The organism is Streptomyces sp. NPDC021093 (assembly GCF_044333135.1).
Classification (GTDB): Bacteria; Actinomycetota; Actinomycetes; order Streptomycetales; family Streptomycetaceae; genus Streptomyces.
In genome coordinates this window covers 431,883-451,012 of record NZ_JBIRQJ010000003.1, presented here as the reverse complement: position 1 = coordinate 451,012, position 19,130 = coordinate 431,883, and the positions used below count along the sequence as shown (strand labels likewise).

Below are 19,130 nucleotides of genomic sequence, written 5' to 3'. Positions count from 1 at the left end.
GCGGTGGTCTTCCGTGCCCGAGCCCAGGGAGGCCGCCGTGTCCCGCACGCCGCAGCAGATCTTCGAGAGTTACGTCCACGCCGGCTCCCTCTCCCGGGATGCCGACGCCCTCGCCGCACACTTCACCGAGGACGCCGTCTTCGAAGCGCCGCTCCTGTCCGCCGACAGCTCCTTCCCCCGGAGGATGGTGGGCCGCGAGGAGATCCGGCGGGCGATGGCCGCGTACTACGCGAAGCCCGTGGAGAGCGTCCGCACGCCGAACCTCGCGAAGTCCGCGTACGTACTGCACACCACTTCCGACCCCGACGTGTTCATCGCCGAGATCGACACGGTCTTCGACACGGAGGGAAGCGGGGACGGCGTGACCGTCTCGCTGGTGCAGATCTTCCGTCTCCGGGACGGGAAGATCGCCCGGGTGCGCGACTACTTCGCACCCGGGCTGGTGGACTGACCCCGCCTCCTCGCCGCCGTCAACCGCAGGCCGGGCAGAGCCCCCGGTAGGTGATCGCCGCCTCCGAGACCTCGAAGCCGTAGCGCTGGTCCGGGGGAAGGCGGTCCAGGGGGTCGCCGGCCGGGTGCACGTCGCGGATGACACCGCACCCGGAGCACACCAGGTGCTGGTGCGGGCGGTGCGCGTTGGGGTCGTACCGTTTGGCGCGGCCGTCGGTGGAGAGCTCGGTGACCTCGCCGAGGGAGACCATCTCGCCCAGGGTGTTGTAGACGGTCGCCCGGGAGATCTCGGGGAGCCGGTCCACCGCGAGCGCGTGCACCTCGTCCGCCGTGAGGTGCACGTGGTCGCCGTCGAGCACCTCCGCGACGACACGCCGCTGGGAGGTCATTCGCCAGCCGCGCCCGCGCAGCCGCTGAAGCAGGTCACTCATGACGGACCACCCAATCGCTGTCGGAGAAGTTCAGGGGAAGTGCGGAGAGGTTCGGAGAAGTACCGGGAGTTTAAAGGCAGTTGTCAGAGTGCGAATGAATTATGGAACAGGTGGGCTTCTTGACCTGGAACCTGTCCACCATAGGATCGCTTCCTGGCGACGCTCCGGACCTGCCGAGGAACACCCCGGCACTCCGGTACGGCCACCCGCTCACTCAACTTGCAGAACTGCCCAGTTGCGAGAGGACCCTCATGGCTGACAACCACGACGCGATCGTCACCGACGCGAAGACTGACGAAACAGGTGCAGCGGGCGAGACGGGGGGCTGCCCCGTCGCGCACGGACGTGCCGCACACCCCACTCAGGGCGGTGGGAACCGTCAGTGGTGGCCGGAGCGCCTCAATCTGAAGATCCTCGCCAAGAACCCCGCCGTGGCGAACCCGCTCGGCGAGGAGTTCGACTACGCGAAGGCGTTCCGGGGCCTGGACCTCCCCGCCGTGAAACGTGACATCGCGGAGGTGCTGACGACCTCGCAGGACTGGTGGCCCGCCGACTTCGGCCACTACGGCCCGTTCATGATCCGGATGGCGTGGCACAGTGCGGGCACGTACCGCATCCGTGACGGCCGCGGCGGCGCGGGCGCCGGTCAGCAGCGGTTCGCCCCGCTCAACAGCTGGCCGGACAACGGCAACCTCGACAAGGCGCGCCGTCTGCTGTGGCCGGTGAAGAAGAAGTACGGGCAGAGCCTTTCCTGGGCCGACCTGCTGATCCTGACGGGCAATGTGGCCCTGGAGTCGATGGGCTTCGAGACCTTCGGCTTCGCCGGTGGCCGGGCGGACGTCTGGGAGCCCGACGAGGACGTCTACTGGGGCCCGGAGACCACCTGGCTCGACGACGAGCGCTACACCGGCGACCGCGAGCTGGAGAACCCGCTCGGCGCCGTCCAGATGGGTCTGATCTACGTCAACCCGGAGGGCCCCAACGGCACTCCCGACCCGATCGCGGCGGCCCGCGACATCCGGGAGACGTTCCGCCGGATGGCGATGAACGACGAGGAGACCGTCGCCCTGATCGCGGGCGGCCACACCTTCGGCAAGACGCACGGCGCCGGGCCCGCGGACGCCGTGGGCGCCGACCCCGAGGCCGCCCCGCTGGAGCAGATGGGGCTCGGCTGGAGCAACAGCCACGGCACCGGCAAGGGCGGCGACGCGATCACCAGTGGTCTTGAGGGAATCTGGACGGACACCCCGACCACCTGGGACAACACCTTCTTCAACATCCTCTTCGGGTACGAGTGGGAGCTGTTCAAGAGCCCCGCAGGCGCGCACCAGTGGCGTCCGAAGGACGGCGCGGGCGCGGGCACCGTGCCCGACGCGCACGACCCGTCGAAGTCGCACGCCCCGACGATGCTGACGACCGACCTGTCGCTGCGCTTCGACCCGGCGTACGAGGTGATCTCGCGGCGCTTCAAGGACGACCAGGCCGCGTTCGCGGACGCCTTCGCCCGCGCCTGGTACAAGCTGACGCACCGTGACATGGGCCCTGTCGTACGGTACTTGGGCTCTGAGGTGCCGAGCGAGACGCTGCTGTGGCAGGACCCGCTGCCCGAGGCCGCGCACGAGAGCGTAGGGGCCGCCGAGGTCGCCGACCTCAAGGAGCGGGTACTGGCTTCCGGTCTCTCGGTGTCCGACCTGGTGTCCACCGCCTGGGCGTCGGCCTCCTCCTTCCGCGGCAGCGACAAGCGGGGCGGTGCCAACGGCGCCCGGATCCGCCTGGAGCCGCAGAGCGGCTGGGAGGTCAACGAGCCCGACCGGCTCGCGCAGGTCCTCCGTACGCTGGAGGGCGTCCGGGAGTCCTTCAACTCCGGCCGCAGCGACGGCAAGCGGATCTCCCTCGCCGACCTGATCGTCCTCGCGGGCGGCGCGGGCGTCGAGAAGGCCGCCAAGGACGCGGGCACCGACGTGCAGGTCCCGTTCACCCCGGGTCGTGTCGACGCGGCGCAGGACCAGACCGACGTGGAGTCGTTCGCCGCGCTGGAGCCGACGGCCGACGGGTTCCGCAACTACCTCGGCAAGGGCAACCGGCTGCCGGCCGAGTACCTCCTGATCGACCGGGCGAACCTGCTGAACCTGAGCGCTCCCGAGCTCACGGTCCTCGTCGGCGGGCTGCGCGTGCTCGGCGCCAACCACCAGGGCTCGCAGGCCGGTGTCCTCACCAAGGCCCCGGGGACGCTGACGAACGACTTCTTCGTCAACCTCCTCGACCTGGGCACGACGTGGCAGTCGGTCTCCGGCGACGCGGACACCTTCGAGGGCCGCGACGCGTCCTCGGGCGAGGTCAAGTGGACGGGCACCCGGGCCGACCTCGTGTTCGGCTCGAACTCCGAGCTGCGCGCGGTCGCCGAGGTCTACGCGAGCGACGACGCGAAGGCGAAGTTCGTGACCGACTTCGTCGCGGCGTGGCACAAGGTGATGAACCTGGACCGGTTCGACCTGGTCTGAAGGACGGCCTGAAGGACGGCCTGAAGGACGGTCCGACGGCCGGTCCGACCGCGCTGTTCGGGCCGGTACGGAGCCGTGCACCCGGCTCCGTACCGGCCCGCGCGGGGTCTGCCCCCGGCATGCCGGGTCGCGGGCCCTCAGACGACGACGGCGAAGACCCAGAGGTGGGGGTCGGCGCCCGTGAGGACCGCGTAGTGGACGATGGCGGCGGGCGTGGTGATCACGCGCACCGTGTCGTCCAGTTCGTACTTGTCGGCCTGCGGCCAGGACCAGGGGTCGGCGCACGCCCGGAGGACGGCGGCCCGGAGCTCTTCCCTGGCCGGGGCCGGCAGGTCCTTGATGGTCCGGCCGACGTGCGCGGCGAACCGTGCCGGGATCGCGGTCACCCGCCGAAGACCTCGTCCATGCTCATCGCACCGGACTCCGGCTGCCCGGCCGCCAGCCACTTCCGGTACGCCGCCGCCGCGTGCATCCGGGCCCGTGCCTCGCGCAGCTCGCGGCTGCCCGCGGCCGCCGCCTGGTCCGCCTCCAGCACGGAGGCAACGTAGTCCCCGATGCTCATACCGGCCCGGGAGGCGGAGGCCCGTACCTGCGCGGCCAGTTCCTCCGGCACTCGCGCGTTCAACTGAGTCGTTGCCATAGCGGAATCCTAGCGATCCGCTACCGCTACGGGAACCGGCCCTGTCGCGCCGGTCCACCACTCGTACGGCGGCCCACCGGGCGTCGGACGATCCACCACTCGTACGACGCCCGGTCACGCCAGCCGGGCGCGCGCCAGCCTGACGCCGACCGCGGTCACCGCGACCGCTCCGGCGAGCGTGACCACGTGGCGCAGCCGGGGCGTGCCGAGCAGCCGCCCGGCCGCCCGTGCGCCCTGCGCCTCGTCGGCCTGGGCCGCCAGCCGCTCCATGAGGCAGAAGAATCCGCGATCGTGCATACGTCCTCCCGAACCACCGGCACCGTCACTGTGGACGGCTGTCACACGGGCCCACCAGGGTGCGTGGTGCCCCTTGGGTTTCACGGATGCCCCGGACATGGCGAGTTGAACCGCGGGAAGACGGGTCCGGCCGGGTTCAGACGCCCGTCGGGGCCAGATCGGCGGCGCCGAAGGACACCGAGAAGCGTGCGCACCAGATCACGACGGAGCGGTAGGCGGCCGGGTCGGTGCCGGTCGGGACGGTGTAGTTCTGGTTGCCCCGGTTGCCCTTGAGCCTGCCCAGTTCCACGGCCCCTTCCCCGAGTCCCCCTTCTGCCGCCGCCGCGTCACGGCGCGAGAGGTAGACCCGTACGTCCGGCCCCTCCGAGGTCGCGAGGTCCTCCAGCCGCAGCACCGACTGCCCGCCGTCCGCGAGCCGGACCGTGCGGGCGGTGCCACTGGTGGTGTGCTCGTGACTGACGAAGGCGCCCCGGGCGAGGTCCGTCGGCGCGGCAGGGGCGACGGGGGACGAGGGGGAGGCGGCGGACGAGGGGGGAGCGGCGGGCAGCGATTCGTTCACCGTGGTGGTGGTGAACGCCTTCCAGGGCTGGAAGGCGTAGAGCCCCGCACCGGCGGCCACCACGAGGACGAGCAGGAGGGGCAGGACGACACGACGGGGCAAGTGGGGCAGGCGGGGCTTGCGAGTTGTGGACACCGGGGCCTCCGTGGGGTGGTGCTCGGACCGACCACGATCGGTCCGGCCCTCGTGTGTCCAGCAAAGCCGCAGCCGTACCTGGTCGGCCAGTGCTGGGGCCCTGTCGTAAGAGACCGGTAATACCTCGCTGACCAGCGCGGGAAGGTGCGACTGCGCACAACGGTGTACCTCCGTTTCGTCTTGCCGGACGACGCATACACGGTGCAAGGGCCCGAATCTGGAAGAAGTGGAGCAGGTCTTCTCCCCTTCTCGCCTTTCCCTCTTCTTCCCTCTTCCGGAAGGACGCGTCATGCCTCGTACCCGTACCCTCACCCGCACCGCCTCGGCCGCGCTCGTCGCCCTGCTGGCCGGAGCGGCCGTCACGCTGGCGCCCTCTCCGGTCTCGGCGACCGCACCACCGCTCTCTCCCGACCTGCGTGCCGACGTCGATCAGGACGGGCGCGTCGACATGACCGGCAGTACGGACGAGAGCGGCGAGGAGCAGTGGCGGCCGGGGCGGGGAGCGGTGTTCCTGCCGAACCTGGACGACGACGCCCGTCGCTGCCGGACGACCCCCGGCGATCTGGACCGTGTCGACCCCGCCGTGGACGAGCGTCTCGCCGCCTGCCACGACGCGGCCGACGAGCAGGTGAACGGGGAGCAGGACGCCAAGGACCTGGCCCCGCTGCGGGTGCGGCCGATGCGGGTCGGCGACGATGCGGCCGGCCGGGTCGAGGTCGCGCCGGCCGGATCTCCGTACGTACGCATCTTCATCCGCCGGGGCGGTCAACTCACGCCACTACAAGGCAAGTTGACCGCCGATGAGTTGCGCGCCGGGGTCGAGCTCGCCGTCGAGGGGCGGGACGTGGTGCGCGACACGCGGCGCTGGAACGGCGAGGTGGACATCGTCCTCACCGTGCGCCAGGGCGATGGGGCGGCCGCGCGCAGCGCGTCGGACCGCGTGCGGATGAAGGTCGCGCCGGTGCTCGTACAGCACGACCTCCAGCGCGCCGAGTCCGTGTTCGCCGCCGCGCCGGGTCCCGGCAGCGGCATCGTGCCGAACTGGATCGGCGCACGGTACAGGCCGACCGAGTGGAAGCCGTTCGCGGACTCGCTCCGCAAGGCGGCCGAGCGGGCCGGGCTGCCGCGCGACAAGGTGACGTTCACGCCCGGTACCGCGCAGTGGTGGCGGGACATCTGGCGGCAGGACATGGTCGAGCCGGGCACAGTGAGCGTGCCGGCGGCGGGCGGGGTCCAGCGGATGCGGATCCTGTTGCGCGCACCGGTGGTGTGGCCGAAGAGCGAGCTGGGGCCGAGCACGCTGAGCCGTTCGGCGCGGCTGCTGTTCCGGGAGCTGCGCGGTCCTGACGTCGGCGTCGTCCAGCAGTTCACCCGCGACCGCCCGGCGAACGTGGACGACCTGCAGAACTTCGCCGGGAACTTCGAGTCCGTACCCCCGTACCCCGGCCACCCGCAGGGCCGCATCGTCCACGGCACCAGTGCGAAGCGCGCGCCCGACCCGTCCTTCGTGCGGATGCTGGCCGCTCAGGGGCAGCAGCGGCCGATCGCGATCGACACCTCCTGGCTGTTCGTGGGCCACACGGACGAGACCGTCCACGTCGTACGTGCCGACAGCGCGCGCGGCTGGACCCTGATGGTCTCCGATCCCCGGCTGGCGACACGGCTGCTGCGCGAGGCGTCCGAGCGGGGCGAGGGCGGTCGGCGGCTCTTCGAGGGGACGACCGTCGAGGACCGTCCGACGGTGGACGCCGTGCTCGGCGACGCGAAGTTCCTCGCCGGGAACGAGAGCGCCGCCCGGCACATCGACGGACAGATCGCGACGCTGATACGGGAAACCGGCCTGAAGGAGTCGGAGCTGGTGCGGGTCCCCGTGCTGTACGCGACGGGCAGGTTCGACCCCTCGGTGCCCGAGGAGCGTTCCATCGCCTTCTCCCCCGGCCTCGCCAACGGGCTGTCCCTCACGGCCCGGGACTACGCGGCCCCGGACCCGCACGGCCCGAGGGTGGGCGGCGAGGACCTGTTCCGTACGGCGACGGAGCGCGCGCTGCGCCGCCAGGGCGTGCGCGTGCACTGGGTGGAGAACTTCAAGTGGGCGCACTTGGCGGGCGGCGAGGTGCACTGCGCGACGAACGCCCTGCGGGACACGTCCGGAGCCGCGCCGTGGTGGCGGGGGTGAGTGACGCGAAGGCCAGGACCGGCACATGATCCACAGCCGTGGCGGGCCACCTGCGACAACAGGCATGATGGGCACACCAGTTCCGTACGCCCCACATGCCGCGCGTCCCCGTCGTGCCTCACCGGCCCCGGGGGCCGGGAGGTCAGATAAGTGTCACGTCAGATGCTCACCGTCGCAGCGGACGGTACGGGCGGCTTCCTCACCATCACGGAGGCCGTGGCCAGGGCCCGTACCGGAGCGGTCATCAGCATCGCTCCCGGCCGCTACGAGGAGGCGCTGACCGTCTCGGCGGCCATCACCCTGACGGCCGCCGAAGGCGCCGGGAGCGTGGAGATCGTGCCCCGGCGCGGGACGGCACTGACGCTCACCGGGGACGCGGTCATGGTCAGCGACCTGGTGCTGCGCGGGCACGACGACGAGCTGCCGGTGGTCGACGCACCGCGCGGCCAGCTCGCGATGGACCGGTGCGAGGTGCACGGCTCCGCCTGGGCCGCGCTGTTCGCGCGCGGCAGCGGGTCGCTGGCGCTGCGCGAGTGCCGGGTGAGCAATCCGGCGGGGGCCGGGGTCGTGTCGACCTCGGCCAGTGAGAGCTTCCTGGAGGACTGCCTCGTCGAGCATCTGGGGACCTCCGCCGTGGTGGCGGGCGAGCGCGGGCGGATCACCGTGCGCAGGAGCCGGTTGCGGGACACCCGGGGGAACGGGGTGCTGACCAACGGTCAGGCCCAGGTGGTCCTGGAGGACTGTGCGATATCCGCAGCCGACAAGCCGGGGGTCGCCGTCGAGGAGGACAGCTCGGTCCGGATGTCCGGCGGGACGGTGCGCGAGTCCGTGGTGGGCGTGTACGTCAGCTCCACCGGGCAGACGGTGCTGGAGGACATCACGGTCGGCGACACGACCGGGCACGGGCTGGTCCTTGGCGCGGGCAGCTCTCCCGCCGTGACCCGCTGCCGTACCGAACGGACGGCTGGGCACGGCCTGTTCGTGACCGAGCGCAGTCGCGGGACGTTCACGGAGTGCGTGTTCGCCGCCGCCCAGGACGCGGGGATCCGGGTGACCGGCCTCTCATCGCCCGTGCTGACCGGCACCGTGGTGCAGGACGCCAAGGCCGTCGGGGTGCTGCTCGACGAGGACTCGGCGGCCGAGTTCGACCGGCTGGAGGTACGGGACAGCGGCGCGTCGGGCATCGTCGTGCGCAGCGGCGCCAATCCGCTGCTGCGCCGCGCGGCCGTCGCCCGGTCCGCCGCGCACGGGGTGGAGGTCGCCAAGGACGGCCGGGGACGTCTTGAGGAGTGCGTCGTCGAGGAGTCGGGCGGTTCGGCCGTGCACGTGTCGGGGCACGGAAACCTGTACGTCGGCGGGAGCACGCTGCGCACCGCGGCGGAGGCGGGGGCGGTGGTCGGCAAGCTCGGCACGCTCACCCTGCGCGACACCTCCGTGGACGCGGCGGGCGGCGCGGGCGTCCAGGTCGACGCGGAGGGCGAACTGTCCGCCGCCCGGCTGCGGGTGACGGGCGCGGGCGAGCACGGTGTGCTGGTCGCTGCGGGTGCGCGGGCCGCGCTGAACGCGTGCGAGGTGACGGGCTCGGGCGCCGACGGCGTACGGGTCGAGGGCACCGACCCGGTGTCGCTGATCGGCTGCACCGTACGGGACAACAGGGGCAGCGGGCTGCGGCAGGCGATGCCGGGCGACAGGCTCGCCGTCGAGGGCCTCAGCAGTGCGGAGAACGGGTCGCCGGACGCCTGGGGCAGCGCCGCGGGCGCGGAGGCCGCGGGCGACGGACGGCTGCCGGGCGGCGCGGTCCCGGTCGCGGCCGAGCCGGAGAAGGGCACGGGCCCGGTGGCCGAACTGGAGTCGCTGATCGGCCTCGACGACGTCAAGCAGCAGGTGCTGACGCTGATCAACCTGAACCGGCTGGCGCAGCGCCGCGCCAGTCTCGGCATGCCCGCCCCGCCGATGAGCCGCCACCTGGTCTTCGCGGGCCCGCCCGGCACCGGCAAGACGACGGTGGCCCGGCTGTACGGGTCGATCCTGGCCTCGCTGGGGGTGCTGCGCTCCGGGCACCTGGTGGAGGTGTCGCGCGCGGACCTGGTGGCGCAGATCGTCGGCGGCACCGCCATCAAGACCACCGAGACCTTCAACAAGGCGCTCGGCGGGGTGCTGTTCATCGACGAGGCGTACACGCTGCTCTCGGACGGCGGCGGTTCGGGCGCGGACTTCGGGCGGGAGGCCATCGACACCCTGGTGAAGCTGATGGAGGACCACCGCGAGGACGTCGTCGTCGTGGCGGCCGGCTACCCCAAGGAGATGACCGACTTCCTCGCCTCCAACCCGGGTCTGGCCTCCCGCTTCACCCGCAGCGTGGAGTTCACCGACTACACGTCGGACGAGCTGGTCACCATCGCCGAGCGGATGTGCACGGCCCACCACTACGAGCTGGCGCCGGCGGCCCGCACCGCGCTGCGCACGCACTTCGAGTCCATCCCGCGCGACGCGGGCTTCGGCAACGGGCGTACCGCGCGCAAGGTCTTCGAGGAGATGGTGGACCGTCAGGCCTCGCGCCTGTCCAGCCTGTTGGAGGTCAACGAGCGCGATCTGGCGGTGCTGACCGCCGAGGACGTCGGTGTGAGCGAGCACGCGGCGGCCGCGGCCGAGGGCAACGACCCGCTGCTGCGGCTGGACGCGCTGGTGGGTCTCGCGGCGGTCAAGCGTGAGGTGGGCGACCTGGTCAACCTGCTCGCCGCGGCGCGCCGCCGTACCGAGGCCGGTCTGCCGGCCCCGCGCATCAGCAACCACCTGGTCTTCGCGGGACCGCCGGGCACCGGCAAGACGACGGTGGCCCGGCTGTACGGCGAACTGCTCGCCTCGCTGGGGGTGCTGCCGCGCGGCCAGCTGGTCGAGGTCTCGCGCGCGGACCTGGTGGGGCGCTGGGTGGGCCACACCGCGCAGCTGACCCGGGAGGTCTTCGAGCGGTCGCTGGGCGGCGTCCTGTTCATCGACGAGGCGTACACGCTGACCCCGGCGGGCGGCGGCGGGACCTCCGACTTCGGGCAGGAGGCGGTGGACACACTGCTGAAGCTGATGGAGGACCACCGGGACGAGGTGGTGGTGATCGTGGCGGGCTACACGGAGGAGATGGCGCGCTTCCTCGGCTCCAACCCCGGGCTCGCGTCCCGTTTCCCGAGGCACATCGAGTTCCCTGACTACTCGTCGGACGAGCTGGTCACGATCGTGCGCCAGCACGCCGTGGACAACGGCTACGAGTGCGCGCCGGGCGCGGCGAGTGCGCTGCGGGAGCACTTCGAGGGGCTGCCGAGGGGGCGTACGTTCGGCAATGCGCGGCTGGCGCGGCAGACGTTGGAGCAGATGATGACGCGGCAGGCGGGGCGGTTGAGTGGCGTTGCCGCGCCGAGTCTGGACGATCTGAGGCTTCTGCTGCCGGAGGACTTGGCGTCGGAACGGTGAGTTTTGTCTGTGCGGGTCCGTTGTGGCTGGTCGCGCAGTTCCCCGCGCCCCTTCGGGCGCTCCCTAAGCCTGTGTCTCCCCAACCGAGGAACGGCCCCCATGCGTCGTCGTACGACCGTCAGCCTGCTGCTCTGTACTGCCCTCGCCCTGCCCGGCCCCCTTGCCGTGGCCGATGAGGGCAAGCCCGGGAAGGTGGTGTTGCCCGGGGTGCCCGAGCGGTTGGACGCGCGGCAGAAGTGCACCGCGTTCAAGGGGCGGGCCACCTCCGAGGCGCCCTGGACGCGCGGTGCGCTCGGGCTCGACCAGGTGTGGGCCCTCTCGCAGGGCCGGGGCGTGACGGTCGCGGTCGTCGGCACCGGGGTGAGCGACGCGCCCGCCGTGCTCGCGGGCCGCGTGAAGGCGCTGGGCGACGCGGGCGAGGACTGCGTGGGCCGGGGCACCTTCCAGGCGGGTCTGGTCGCCGGGGCGACGACCCCGGGGCAGGGCTTCTCCGGGGTCGCCCCGCAGGCGCAGATCCTCGCGGTACGGGGCACCGGCGAGCGTGGTGACCCTGACCCGGGCCGCCTCGCGGCCGGGGTCAGGGAGGCCGCGCAGGCCGGGGCCCGGGTGATCACGGTGACGGCCCCGCTGGACGGCGCGGACAAGGCGGTACGGGACGCGCTGGCGGTCGCCGCCAAGAAGGACGCCCTGGTGGTGGTGCCGGCGGCGGCCGACAGCGTCCCGCCGGGCACCACGGCCGGCCAGGCGAAGCCCGCTCCCGCCGCGCCGCCCGGTGCGCTGGCCGTCCTCGACACGGGACCGCAGGGCACCAGGCCCGACACCGCGCCGGGCTTCACCAGGGCCGATCTCACGGCGCCGGGCGACGCGCTGGTGGGTCCCGGGCCGGTGGGCGACGGCAAGTGGACGGGTTCGGGGGCCTCGCTGGCGGCGGCGGTGGCGGCGGGCACGGCGGCCCTGGTCCGCTCGTACCACCCGGAGCTGACGGCTCCGCAGGTGCGGGAGCGGCTGCTGCGCACCGCCTATCCGGGCGACCTGCCCGCCCTCGACCCGTACGGCGCGGTGGCGGGCGTCACCGCGGCCGCCGCGCCCGCCGCGGCGGCCCGCCCCGAGCCCGTACGGCTCGGAACGCCCCCGGAGACGGCGGGCGCCCGGAACACCGCGCTGCTCGTCGCGGCGGGGGCGACGGCGACGGTGCTGCTGGTCGTACTGCTGGGCGCCGTCCTGCCGCGCGGCAGGGCCCGCAGGTGGCGGCCGGGACGGCTGGGACCCGAGGGTCCCGGCACGCCCCGTACGCCGTAGCGCCTCCTCGTAAGGACTGGCTCAGCTCTCCTCTTCCGTCTCCGGCACGTCCGCCGGCAGCGCCAGCTGCACCAGCGCCGCCTTGCGGCGGGCGATGCGCAGGGCGCGGCCCGGCGGCAGGATGCGGGCCTTGACGCTGTCGAAGACGTAACCCTCCGAGGGCGGGCAGGACAGCTGCAGCGCCGGGGAGTTGACCTCCTGGAGCTTGCGCATGAGGGGGTCCGGGCGGGAGGCGCCCGTGGCGGACCTGGCGACGACCATGTGCAGGCCGACCTCGTAGCCCAGCGGGAGGTGCGGGAGCAGCGGCTCGAAGGGGCCGTTGAAGGCGGAGCCGACCATTTCGTAGTCGTCGACCAGGACGAACAGGCGCGGGCCCGTCCACCAGTCGGCGCGGCGCATCCGGGCCGGTGAGATGTCTTCGCCGGGGGCGCGGACGACCATCGCCCGGGTGACGCCGTCGACGAGTTCGCGCAGCGGGTCGGCGGCGACCGCGTGGCCCAGGCGGTACGCCTCGGGCACCGCCTCGACGAGTTCGCGGCGGTAGTCGACGACGAGGATCCGGGCCTGCTCGGGGGTGTGGGTGGCGACGATCTGCTGGGCGATCAGACGCAGTGCGCTGGTCTTCCCGCTCTCGGTGTCGCCGACCACCATCAGGTGCGGGCTCTGGGCGAAGTCGTGCCAGACCGGGGCGAGTTCGGCCTCGTCCAGGCCGAGCGGGATGCGCAGCGGGGTGTCAGGTGCCGCTGCGGGGAGTTCGGCCGAGGTGAAGCCGGTGGGCAGCATGCGGACCGGCGGGGCGGCCGGGGCGTCCCAGTGCTCGGCCACCGCCTCGACCAGGTCGGCGAGGGCCTCGGTGAGGTCTTCGGCGTCCTCGCCGCCGTCGATGCGGGGCAGTGCGACGAGGAAGTGCAGCTTGTCGGCGCTCAGGCCGCGGCCTGGCAGGGCGGGCACGGTGCCCGCCTTGCGGATGTCGACGATGGAGTCCATCGGGTCGCCCATGCGCAGTTCCAGGCGGTTGCCGACCTGGTCGCGGAGGGCGGCGGAGAGTTCCACCCAGCGGGAGGTGCTGACCATGAGGTGGACGCCGTAGTTGAGGCCGCGGGTGGCGAGGCCGTTGAAGACGGCGATGTCGTCGAACATGTCGCTGCGCACCGTGGACCAGCCGTCGACGACGAGGAAGACGTCGCCGAAGGGTTCGTCCGGGTACTGTCCGGCCGCCCGCCGCTTGCGGTAGGTGGCCATGGAGTCGATGCCCTGCTCCTGGAAGAACACCTCGCGCCGGTTGAGGAGCGAGGTGACCTCGGCGAGCGTACGGGAGATCCGTTCGCGGTCGAGGCGGCCCGCGACGCCGCCGACGTGCGGCAGCCCGGCGAGCCCGAGGAGGGCGCCGCCGCCGAAGTCCAGGCAGTAGAACTGCACTTCGCGCGGGGTGTGGGTGAGAGCGAGCGCGGTGATCAGGGTGCGCAGCACCGTGGACTTGCCGCTCTGCGGGCCGCCCGCCACGGCGAAGTGCCCGCCCGCTCCTGCGAAGTCGACGGTGAGCAGCTCACGCAGCTGCTCGAAGGGCTTGTCGACGATGCCGACCGGCACCCGGAGCCTGCCCCGGTCCGGGGAGCCTGCGGTGGTGAGTCCGAAGTCGGGGTCGGGGACCAGCGGCGGCAGCAGAGCGTCGAGGGCGGGCGGGGTGTCGAGCGGCGGCAGCCAGACCTGGTGGGCGGGCGGTCCGCTGTCCCGCAGCCGCTCGATGGCCAGCGCGAGGAGGGACTCGCCGGTGTCGGGCTCGACGGTCGCCGGGTCGGGGTCGGGTGCTGCGGGCAGGGTGCGCGGCACCACCCAGCCGGTGCCCCACGGCACCACCTGGCGGGCGATCTGCGCCTGTTGGACGCTGCCGCGCTTGGGCTTGTACGAGCCGGAGACGTACGCGGCGCGGAACCGGGTGAGGGCTTCGACGCCGCTCTTGAGGTAGCCGCTGCCGGGGGTGGGCGGCAGGTGGTAGGCGTCGGGGACGCCGAGGACGCCGCGGCTCTCGATCGCGGAGAAGGTGCGCAGGCCGACGCGGTAGGAGAGGTGGGACTCCAGCTGGTGCATGCGGCCCTCCTCCAACCGCTGGGAGGCCAGCAGGAGATGGACGCCGAGCGAGCGGCCGAGGCGGCCGATCATCACGAAGAGGTCCATGAAGTCGCGGTGGGCGGCGAGGAGTTCGGAGAACTCGTCGACGACGATGAAGAGGGAGGGCAGCGGGGCCAGCGGGGTGCCGGCCGCGCGCGCCTTCTCGTACTCCAGGACCGAGGAGTAGTTTCCGGCCCGCCGCAGCAGCTCCTGACGGCGCATCAGTTCGCCGTGCAGGGCGTCCTGCATACGGCCGACGAGGGGGGTCTCCTCGGCGAGGTTGGTGATGACGGCCGAGGTGTGCGGCAGGGTGTCCATGCCGAGGAAGGTCGCGCCGCCCTTGAAGTCGACGAGGACGAAGTTCAGGGTCTCGGAGGAGTGGGTGAGGGCGAGGCCCAGGACCAGGGTGCGGAGCAGTTCGCTCTTGCCGGATCCGGTGGCGCCGATGAGCATGCCGTGCGGGCCCATGCCGCCCTGCGCGGACTCCTTGATGTCGAGTTCGACGGGGGTGCCGTCCTCGCCGACGGCGATCGGCACCCGCAGCCGCTCGCGGCTCTCCAGCGGACGGCCGAAGAGCCGTTCGGGGTCGTGCCTGCGCAGGTCGGAGATGCCGAGCAGGGTGGTGAGTTCGGTGTCGGTGGCGAAGGGTTCGGCGGAGACCGCGCCGCCGCCGAGCCGGTACGGGGCGAGCCGGGCCGCCAGGGTCCTGGCGGCGACCGGGCCGAGCGCGTCGGGGGTGCCGAGCAGCGTCGACTGTTCCTTGCGCTCGCGGTCGGTGCGCACCAGGTGCAGGCCCTCGCCGGTCAGCCGCAGCCGCAGGGTGCCCCGGGCGGGCTTCCAGGCGAAGGAGCCCGACAGGTCGAGGACGACGGTGTTGCGGTAGCCGGGGCCTTCGAGGCGGTGCCCGCCGGGCACGATGCCGCCGTCCACGACGATCACGGTGAAGGGTTCCTCACGGCCCGGCGCGGTGTCCGGGTCGAAGGGCGGGCGCTCGGTGAAGTCGGCGCCCAGCAGTTCCTCCAGCTCGACGAGGCCTGCGGCGACGGTACGGGCGGTGCCCGCGCCGTCGCGCTGGTACGCGTGCTGGGCGTGCGGCAGCCACTTCGTCCACTCCCAGTCGGGGCGCCGCGCGTCCGACACGCACAGCGCGACTGTCAGCTCCTCCGGGGCGTGGAAAGCGGCGAGTTGGGCGATCAGCGCCCTGGTCAGGGCGCGGGCCCCGGACCCGTCGTCGCCGTCGTCCGGGCTCTCCAGGAGGATGCGCGACCAGGCCCGCAGATAGAGCGCGATGGGCTGCTCGGGCACGGTTCCGTAGGCGCGGATGAAGCTGCGCAGGGCGTGCGCGGACAGCGGTTCCAGGTCTTCGACCGGCTTGGTGGCCAGCGGGGCGAGGCGGGTGCCGAGCTTCTGCTCGCCGACGGCGACGCGCACCTCCGCGAAGTCCTCGTCGGCCGGGCGGCGTTCCCACTGCCTGCTGGTGTTGGTGAGCGCCCACAGGGCGGCCGGGTCGGGGTGCCGCCAGGCGAGCGCCTTCTGCTGCTCCGCCACGGTGCGGCGGATCTTGCGGCGGGTCTGCGCCAGATATCGCAGGTAGTCGCGGCGTTCGCCCTTGAGCTTGCGCTTGCGGTCGCCCGCGGTGCGGATCACCTGGCCGACGATCATCGCGACGGACGACAGCAGCATCAGCCCTATCGCGAAGTAGCTGAAGGCGGTCGCCTGTCCCGGCCTGATGAACATCATCAGCATGGCGAGCGACGTGAGGCCCATCGGAAGGTACATCCACATGGCGGAGGTGTTGGGCTCCGCCTCCGGGAGCGTGGGCGGCTCCTGGAGGCTGATCTCGCCGTCCGGCATGTCGGGCCCGCGCCTGCGGGCGGGACGGCGGAACAGAACTGTGCTCACGCGGGGTTTCTCCTTGAGCTCGTCGCGCCGGACGCAGCCGTCGGCGACCGGGGCCACCTGGGGCTTTCCGGCGAGGGCCGTACGAACTGACGTGCGCTCAAAGGTAGTGTGCCGTGATCTACTTCGGTATCCCGGCCCCTCGAACCCTTCGGAGAGGTGTGGCCCCGCCGCCATGACTGAAATATCCGCCCCCGGCCTGTGCCGGCTCACGGTAAGAACCCCTCAGCGGCTCGTCGACCTCGCGGTGCCCGCGGACGTACCCGTCGCCGATCTGCTGCCCATCCTGCTCGACCACGCGGGCGACGGCCTGGCGGAGAAGGGCATCGAGCACGGCGGCTGGATCCTGCAGCGCCTGGGCGAGAAGCCCCTGGACGAGGAGGGCACGCCCGAGTCGCTCCAGCTCCGCGACGGGGAGACCCTGCTGCTGCGGCCCCGTACCGAAGCCCTGCCGCCGATCCACTTCGACGACCTGGTCGACGGGGTCGCCACCACGATGCGCGGGCGCCCGCACGGCTGGGCGGCCCGCACCAGCCGGTGGCTGCTGCGCGGCACGGCCGTGGCGATGCTGGCCGCGGGCCTGCTGGTGCTGGCGCTGCCGGGCGGTTCCGCGCCGGTACGGGCCGCCGTCGCGGCGGGCACCGGTCTGCTGATCCTGTTCGGGGCGGCGTCCGCGAGCCGCGCGGTGGGCGACTCGGCGGCTGGCGCGGCGCTCGGCGTGCTGGTCGCGCCGTATCTGGCCCTGGCCGGTGCGCTGTTGCCGGTGGGCGATCCGGGACCGCAGCTGCTCGGCTCGCGGCTGCTTGCCGCTTCCGCCGCGGCGGCGGGCGGGGCGATCCTGGCGGTGGCCGCGGTCGCCGCGTTCGTACCGCTGCTGCTGTGCACGGCGGTGGTCGCGGTCGCCGGGGCGGTGTGGGGCGTACTGATGCTGACCATGGACGTGCCGGCCGCGCACGCGGCGAGCATCGTCGCCGTGCTGGCGGTGGTGTTCGGCGGGATGGTGCCGGGCATCGCGTTCCGGCTGTCCGGGCTGAAGCTGCCCGCGCTGCCCTCGAACGCCGAGCAGTTGCAGGAGGGCATCGAACCGCACCCGCAGCCCGGGGTGGTGACCCGCACGGCGCTCGCCGAGGAGTGGATGACCGCCCTCTACTCGGCCACCGGCCTGGTCTGCGCGGGTGTGCTGACCGCGCTGGTCCTGGACCGCCCGGGCACGGCCGCCCTGGTGACGTCCGGCGTGCTGTGCCTGCTCCTGCTGCTGCACTCGCGCGGCATCGGCAATGTCTGGCAGCGGCCCGCCGTGCTGCTGCCCGGACTGTACGGACTGGTGCTGATGGCGGTGCACGCGGCCGGGGCACTGCCCGCCGCACAGCGCCCGGTGCTGCTGGCCGCGTTGCTCGCGATCGCCGCGGGGGCGGCGATCGCCTCGTGGACGGTTCCCGGGCGGCGCATGATCCCGCACTGGGGGCGGGCCGCCGACATCCTGCACACCCTGTCCGCGGTGGCGCTGATCCCGCTCGCCCTGTGGGTGCTGGGCGTGTACGCGGCCCTGCGCGGCGCGAACGGCTGAGGGGGAACGCGCGATGCAGTCGAAGAAGGACCAGGTCCAGGCCCACATGTTCGTCATGGGGCGGCTCACCAGCGGCATGCTGCGCAGCGATCCGGACTCCCCGGAGTCGCCCGTGGGCCGCACCAACCGGGGCATGGCGTGGGGCATCGGCCTCGGCGTCGTGCTCGTCGTCGGATTCCTGCTGTACGGGATGATCTCCCCGGCGGGGAACAAGGCGTGGCGGCAGGACTCCGCACTGATCGTCCAGAAGGACACCGGCACCCGCTACCTCTACCTGGGCGGCAAGCTCCACCCGGTGCGCAACTACGCCTCGGCGCGGCTGATCGCCGCCGACAAGCTCAAGGCGGTCTCGGCGTCGGGCAGTTCCCTCTCCGGCGAGCAGCACGGCACCCCGGTGGGCATTCCCGGCGCCCCGGACTCCCTCCCGGCACTCGGTGACCTGGAGCAGGGCGCCTGGCAGGTGTGCGCGGACGAACCCGCCCGTACGGGCCCCGACGGCACCGGCCGCAAGCCGGTCACCTCGCTGCGCCTGGGCGCGGCACCGGCCGGTACGTCGCCGGGCGCGGACCGTGCGGTCCTGGTGCAGGGCCCGGACGGGCGCCGGTACGCCCTGTGGGGCGACCGGCGGCTGCGGCTGGGCGCGCACGGCGCGGCCGAGGCGCTCGGCTACTCGGGGGCGGCCCCGGTGCACGTGTCGGCGGCGTTCCTCGACAGCGTCCCGGCAGGCCCCGACCTGACGGCGCCCGAGGTGGCGGGCCGGGGCTCGGCCGGCCCGCGGATCGGCGGCGCCACCGGCCGGATCGGCCAGGTGTACGCCCTGGACTCGCCCGGTGCCGCGCCGCAGCACTTCCTCCTGGAGAAGGCCGGGCTGCGGGCGCTGAGCGCCACCGGCGCGGCCCTCGTACTGGGCGACGACCGGACGGCGAAGCTCGCCTACCCGGGGAAGGCACCGGCCGCGATCCGGCTCACCGCCGACCAGTTGACGCGGTATCAGGCCCCGGCGGCGAAGGCCGCCAAGGACCCGGCGCGCTGGCCCGCCCGTACCCCCGCGGTCCAGCCGGTGGCGCCCGGCGCCTCGGTGTGCGCCCGGATCCAGCCGGACGGGGCGGCACCGAGGGTGCACCTCGCGCTGCTGCCGGGCCCGGAGCGCGCGGACGCCCCGGCGTCGGGCCCGGACATCGGCCGGGCGTGCCTGGCGGTGGACGGCGTGGCGGTACGTCCCGGTGGCGGCGCCCTCGTACAGGCGCTGGGCGCGGGCGGCACGGTGATCGGCACGACGACGTACCTGGTGACGGACGTCGGCGTGAAGTACCGGCTGCCGACGGCCGACGCGGTGGCCAGGCTCGGGCTGAAGGGCGGTCACGCGCAGGCGGTCCCGTCCCGGCTGCTCGACATGCTGCCGACGGGGCCGGTGCTTGACGTGGCGGCGGCGAAGGGCGAACGGCCCGCCGCGGCGGCCCGATCGGCGGGTCCTGAGGCGTCCTGCGGATGAACAGTGAGTGTCCGTCAGACGCCAACTTCCCCGGTCAGCGGCTGATTTCCAGCCACGGAACGGCCAATTCCCTTTGTTCGGCGATCCAAAGATCAAGCTGAGCTCAGATTTCC

The 19,130-nt window shown here is 73.0% G+C and carries 13 protein-coding genes; 7 read left to right on the top strand and 6 right to left on the bottom strand.

Features of this window, described 5'->3' with window-relative positions:
- Window positions 1-37: 37 nt before the first annotated feature.
- Window positions 38-451, top strand: coding sequence for a nuclear transport factor 2 family protein (locus ACH4SP_RS10730; protein WP_398412823.1), 414 nt, complete (start codon window positions 38-40; stop codon window positions 449-451).
- Between the two features lie 19 nt (window positions 452-470).
- Here the strand turns inward: ACH4SP_RS10730 and ACH4SP_RS10725 are convergent, their stop codons facing one another.
- A complete protein-coding gene (locus tag ACH4SP_RS10725) occupies window positions 471-881 on the bottom strand; it encodes a Fur family transcriptional regulator (RefSeq protein ID WP_398412822.1) in 411 nt (136 codons plus the stop codon).
- 251 nt (window positions 882-1,132) lie between these two features.
- On the opposite strand from ACH4SP_RS10725, the gene katG reads away from it, so the two are divergent.
- Window positions 1,133-3,382, top strand: coding sequence for a catalase/peroxidase HPI (katG, locus tag ACH4SP_RS10720; protein WP_398412819.1), 2,250 nt, complete (start codon window positions 1,133-1,135; stop codon window positions 3,380-3,382).
- A 137-nt stretch (window positions 3,383-3,519) separates the two neighbouring features.
- Here katG and ACH4SP_RS10715 read toward each other — a convergent pair whose 3' ends face one another.
- The 4 genes from ACH4SP_RS10715 to ACH4SP_RS10700 all read right to left on the bottom strand — a co-directional run bounded on the left by ACH4SP_RS10715 (window position 3,520) and on the right by ACH4SP_RS10700 (window position 5,013).
- Window positions 3,520-3,768, bottom strand: coding sequence for a hypothetical protein (locus ACH4SP_RS10715; RefSeq protein WP_398412817.1), 249 nt, complete (start codon window positions 3,766-3,768; stop codon window positions 3,520-3,522).
- Window positions 3,765-4,022 (bottom strand): hypothetical protein, encoded by a 258-nt coding sequence (locus ACH4SP_RS10710; RefSeq protein ID WP_398412815.1) that lies wholly within the window; start codon window positions 4,020-4,022, stop codon window positions 3,765-3,767. Before ACH4SP_RS10710 ends, ACH4SP_RS10715 begins: the two co-directional genes overlap by 4 nt.
- Before the next feature lie 114 nt (window positions 4,023-4,136).
- On the bottom strand, window positions 4,137-4,319 hold the full coding sequence (locus tag ACH4SP_RS10705) for a hypothetical protein (protein WP_398412813.1): 183 nt from the start codon (window positions 4,317-4,319) through the stop codon (window positions 4,137-4,139).
- Between the two features lie 136 nt (window positions 4,320-4,455).
- Entirely contained in the window at window positions 4,456-5,013 is a 558-nt protein-coding gene (locus ACH4SP_RS10700) for a DM13 domain-containing protein (protein ID WP_398412810.1), read from the bottom strand.
- Between the two features lie 289 nt (window positions 5,014-5,302).
- Here ACH4SP_RS10700 and ACH4SP_RS10695 point away from each other — a divergent pair, with 289 nt between their 5' ends.
- The 3 genes from ACH4SP_RS10695 (at window position 5,303) to ACH4SP_RS10685 (ending at window position 11,950) form a co-directional block, all read left to right on the top strand.
- Window positions 5,303-7,189, top strand: a complete 1,887-nt coding sequence (locus tag ACH4SP_RS10695) for a protein-arginine deiminase family protein (RefSeq protein WP_398412809.1) — start codon at window positions 5,303-5,305, stop codon at window positions 7,187-7,189.
- Window positions 7,190-7,351: 162 nt separating this feature from the next.
- Complete coding sequence (locus ACH4SP_RS10690) at window positions 7,352-10,651, top strand: right-handed parallel beta-helix repeat-containing protein (protein WP_398413526.1); 3,300 nt, start codon at window positions 7,352-7,354, stop codon at window positions 10,649-10,651.
- A gap of 99 nt (window positions 10,652-10,750) precedes the next feature.
- The gene (locus tag ACH4SP_RS10685) at window positions 10,751-11,950 is read left to right on the top strand and encodes a S8 family serine peptidase (protein ID WP_398412807.1); all 1,200 of its coding nucleotides are present in this window, start codon (window positions 10,751-10,753) and stop codon (window positions 11,948-11,950) included.
- A 21-nt stretch (window positions 11,951-11,971) separates the two neighbouring features.
- Here ACH4SP_RS10685 and eccCa read toward each other — a convergent pair whose 3' ends face one another.
- On the bottom strand, window positions 11,972-15,961 hold the full coding sequence (gene eccCa, locus ACH4SP_RS10680) for a type VII secretion protein EccCa (protein WP_398412806.1): 3,990 nt from the start codon (window positions 15,959-15,961) through the stop codon (window positions 11,972-11,974).
- 172 nt (window positions 15,962-16,133) lie between these two features.
- Here eccCa and eccD point away from each other — a divergent pair, with 172 nt between their 5' ends.
- Together eccD and eccB are read left to right on the top strand one after the other, a co-directional pair.
- Complete coding sequence (eccD, locus tag ACH4SP_RS10675) at window positions 16,134-17,525, top strand: type VII secretion integral membrane protein EccD (protein WP_398412802.1); 1,392 nt, start codon at window positions 16,134-16,136, stop codon at window positions 17,523-17,525.
- A 13-nt stretch (window positions 17,526-17,538) separates the two neighbouring features.
- Window positions 17,539-19,017 carry a type VII secretion protein EccB gene (eccB, locus tag ACH4SP_RS10670; RefSeq protein ID WP_398412800.1) on the top strand — a complete coding sequence of 493 codons (1,479 nt, stop codon included), beginning with the start codon at window positions 17,539-17,541 and terminating at the stop codon, window positions 19,015-19,017.
- Window positions 19,018-19,130: the final 113 nt, after the last annotated feature.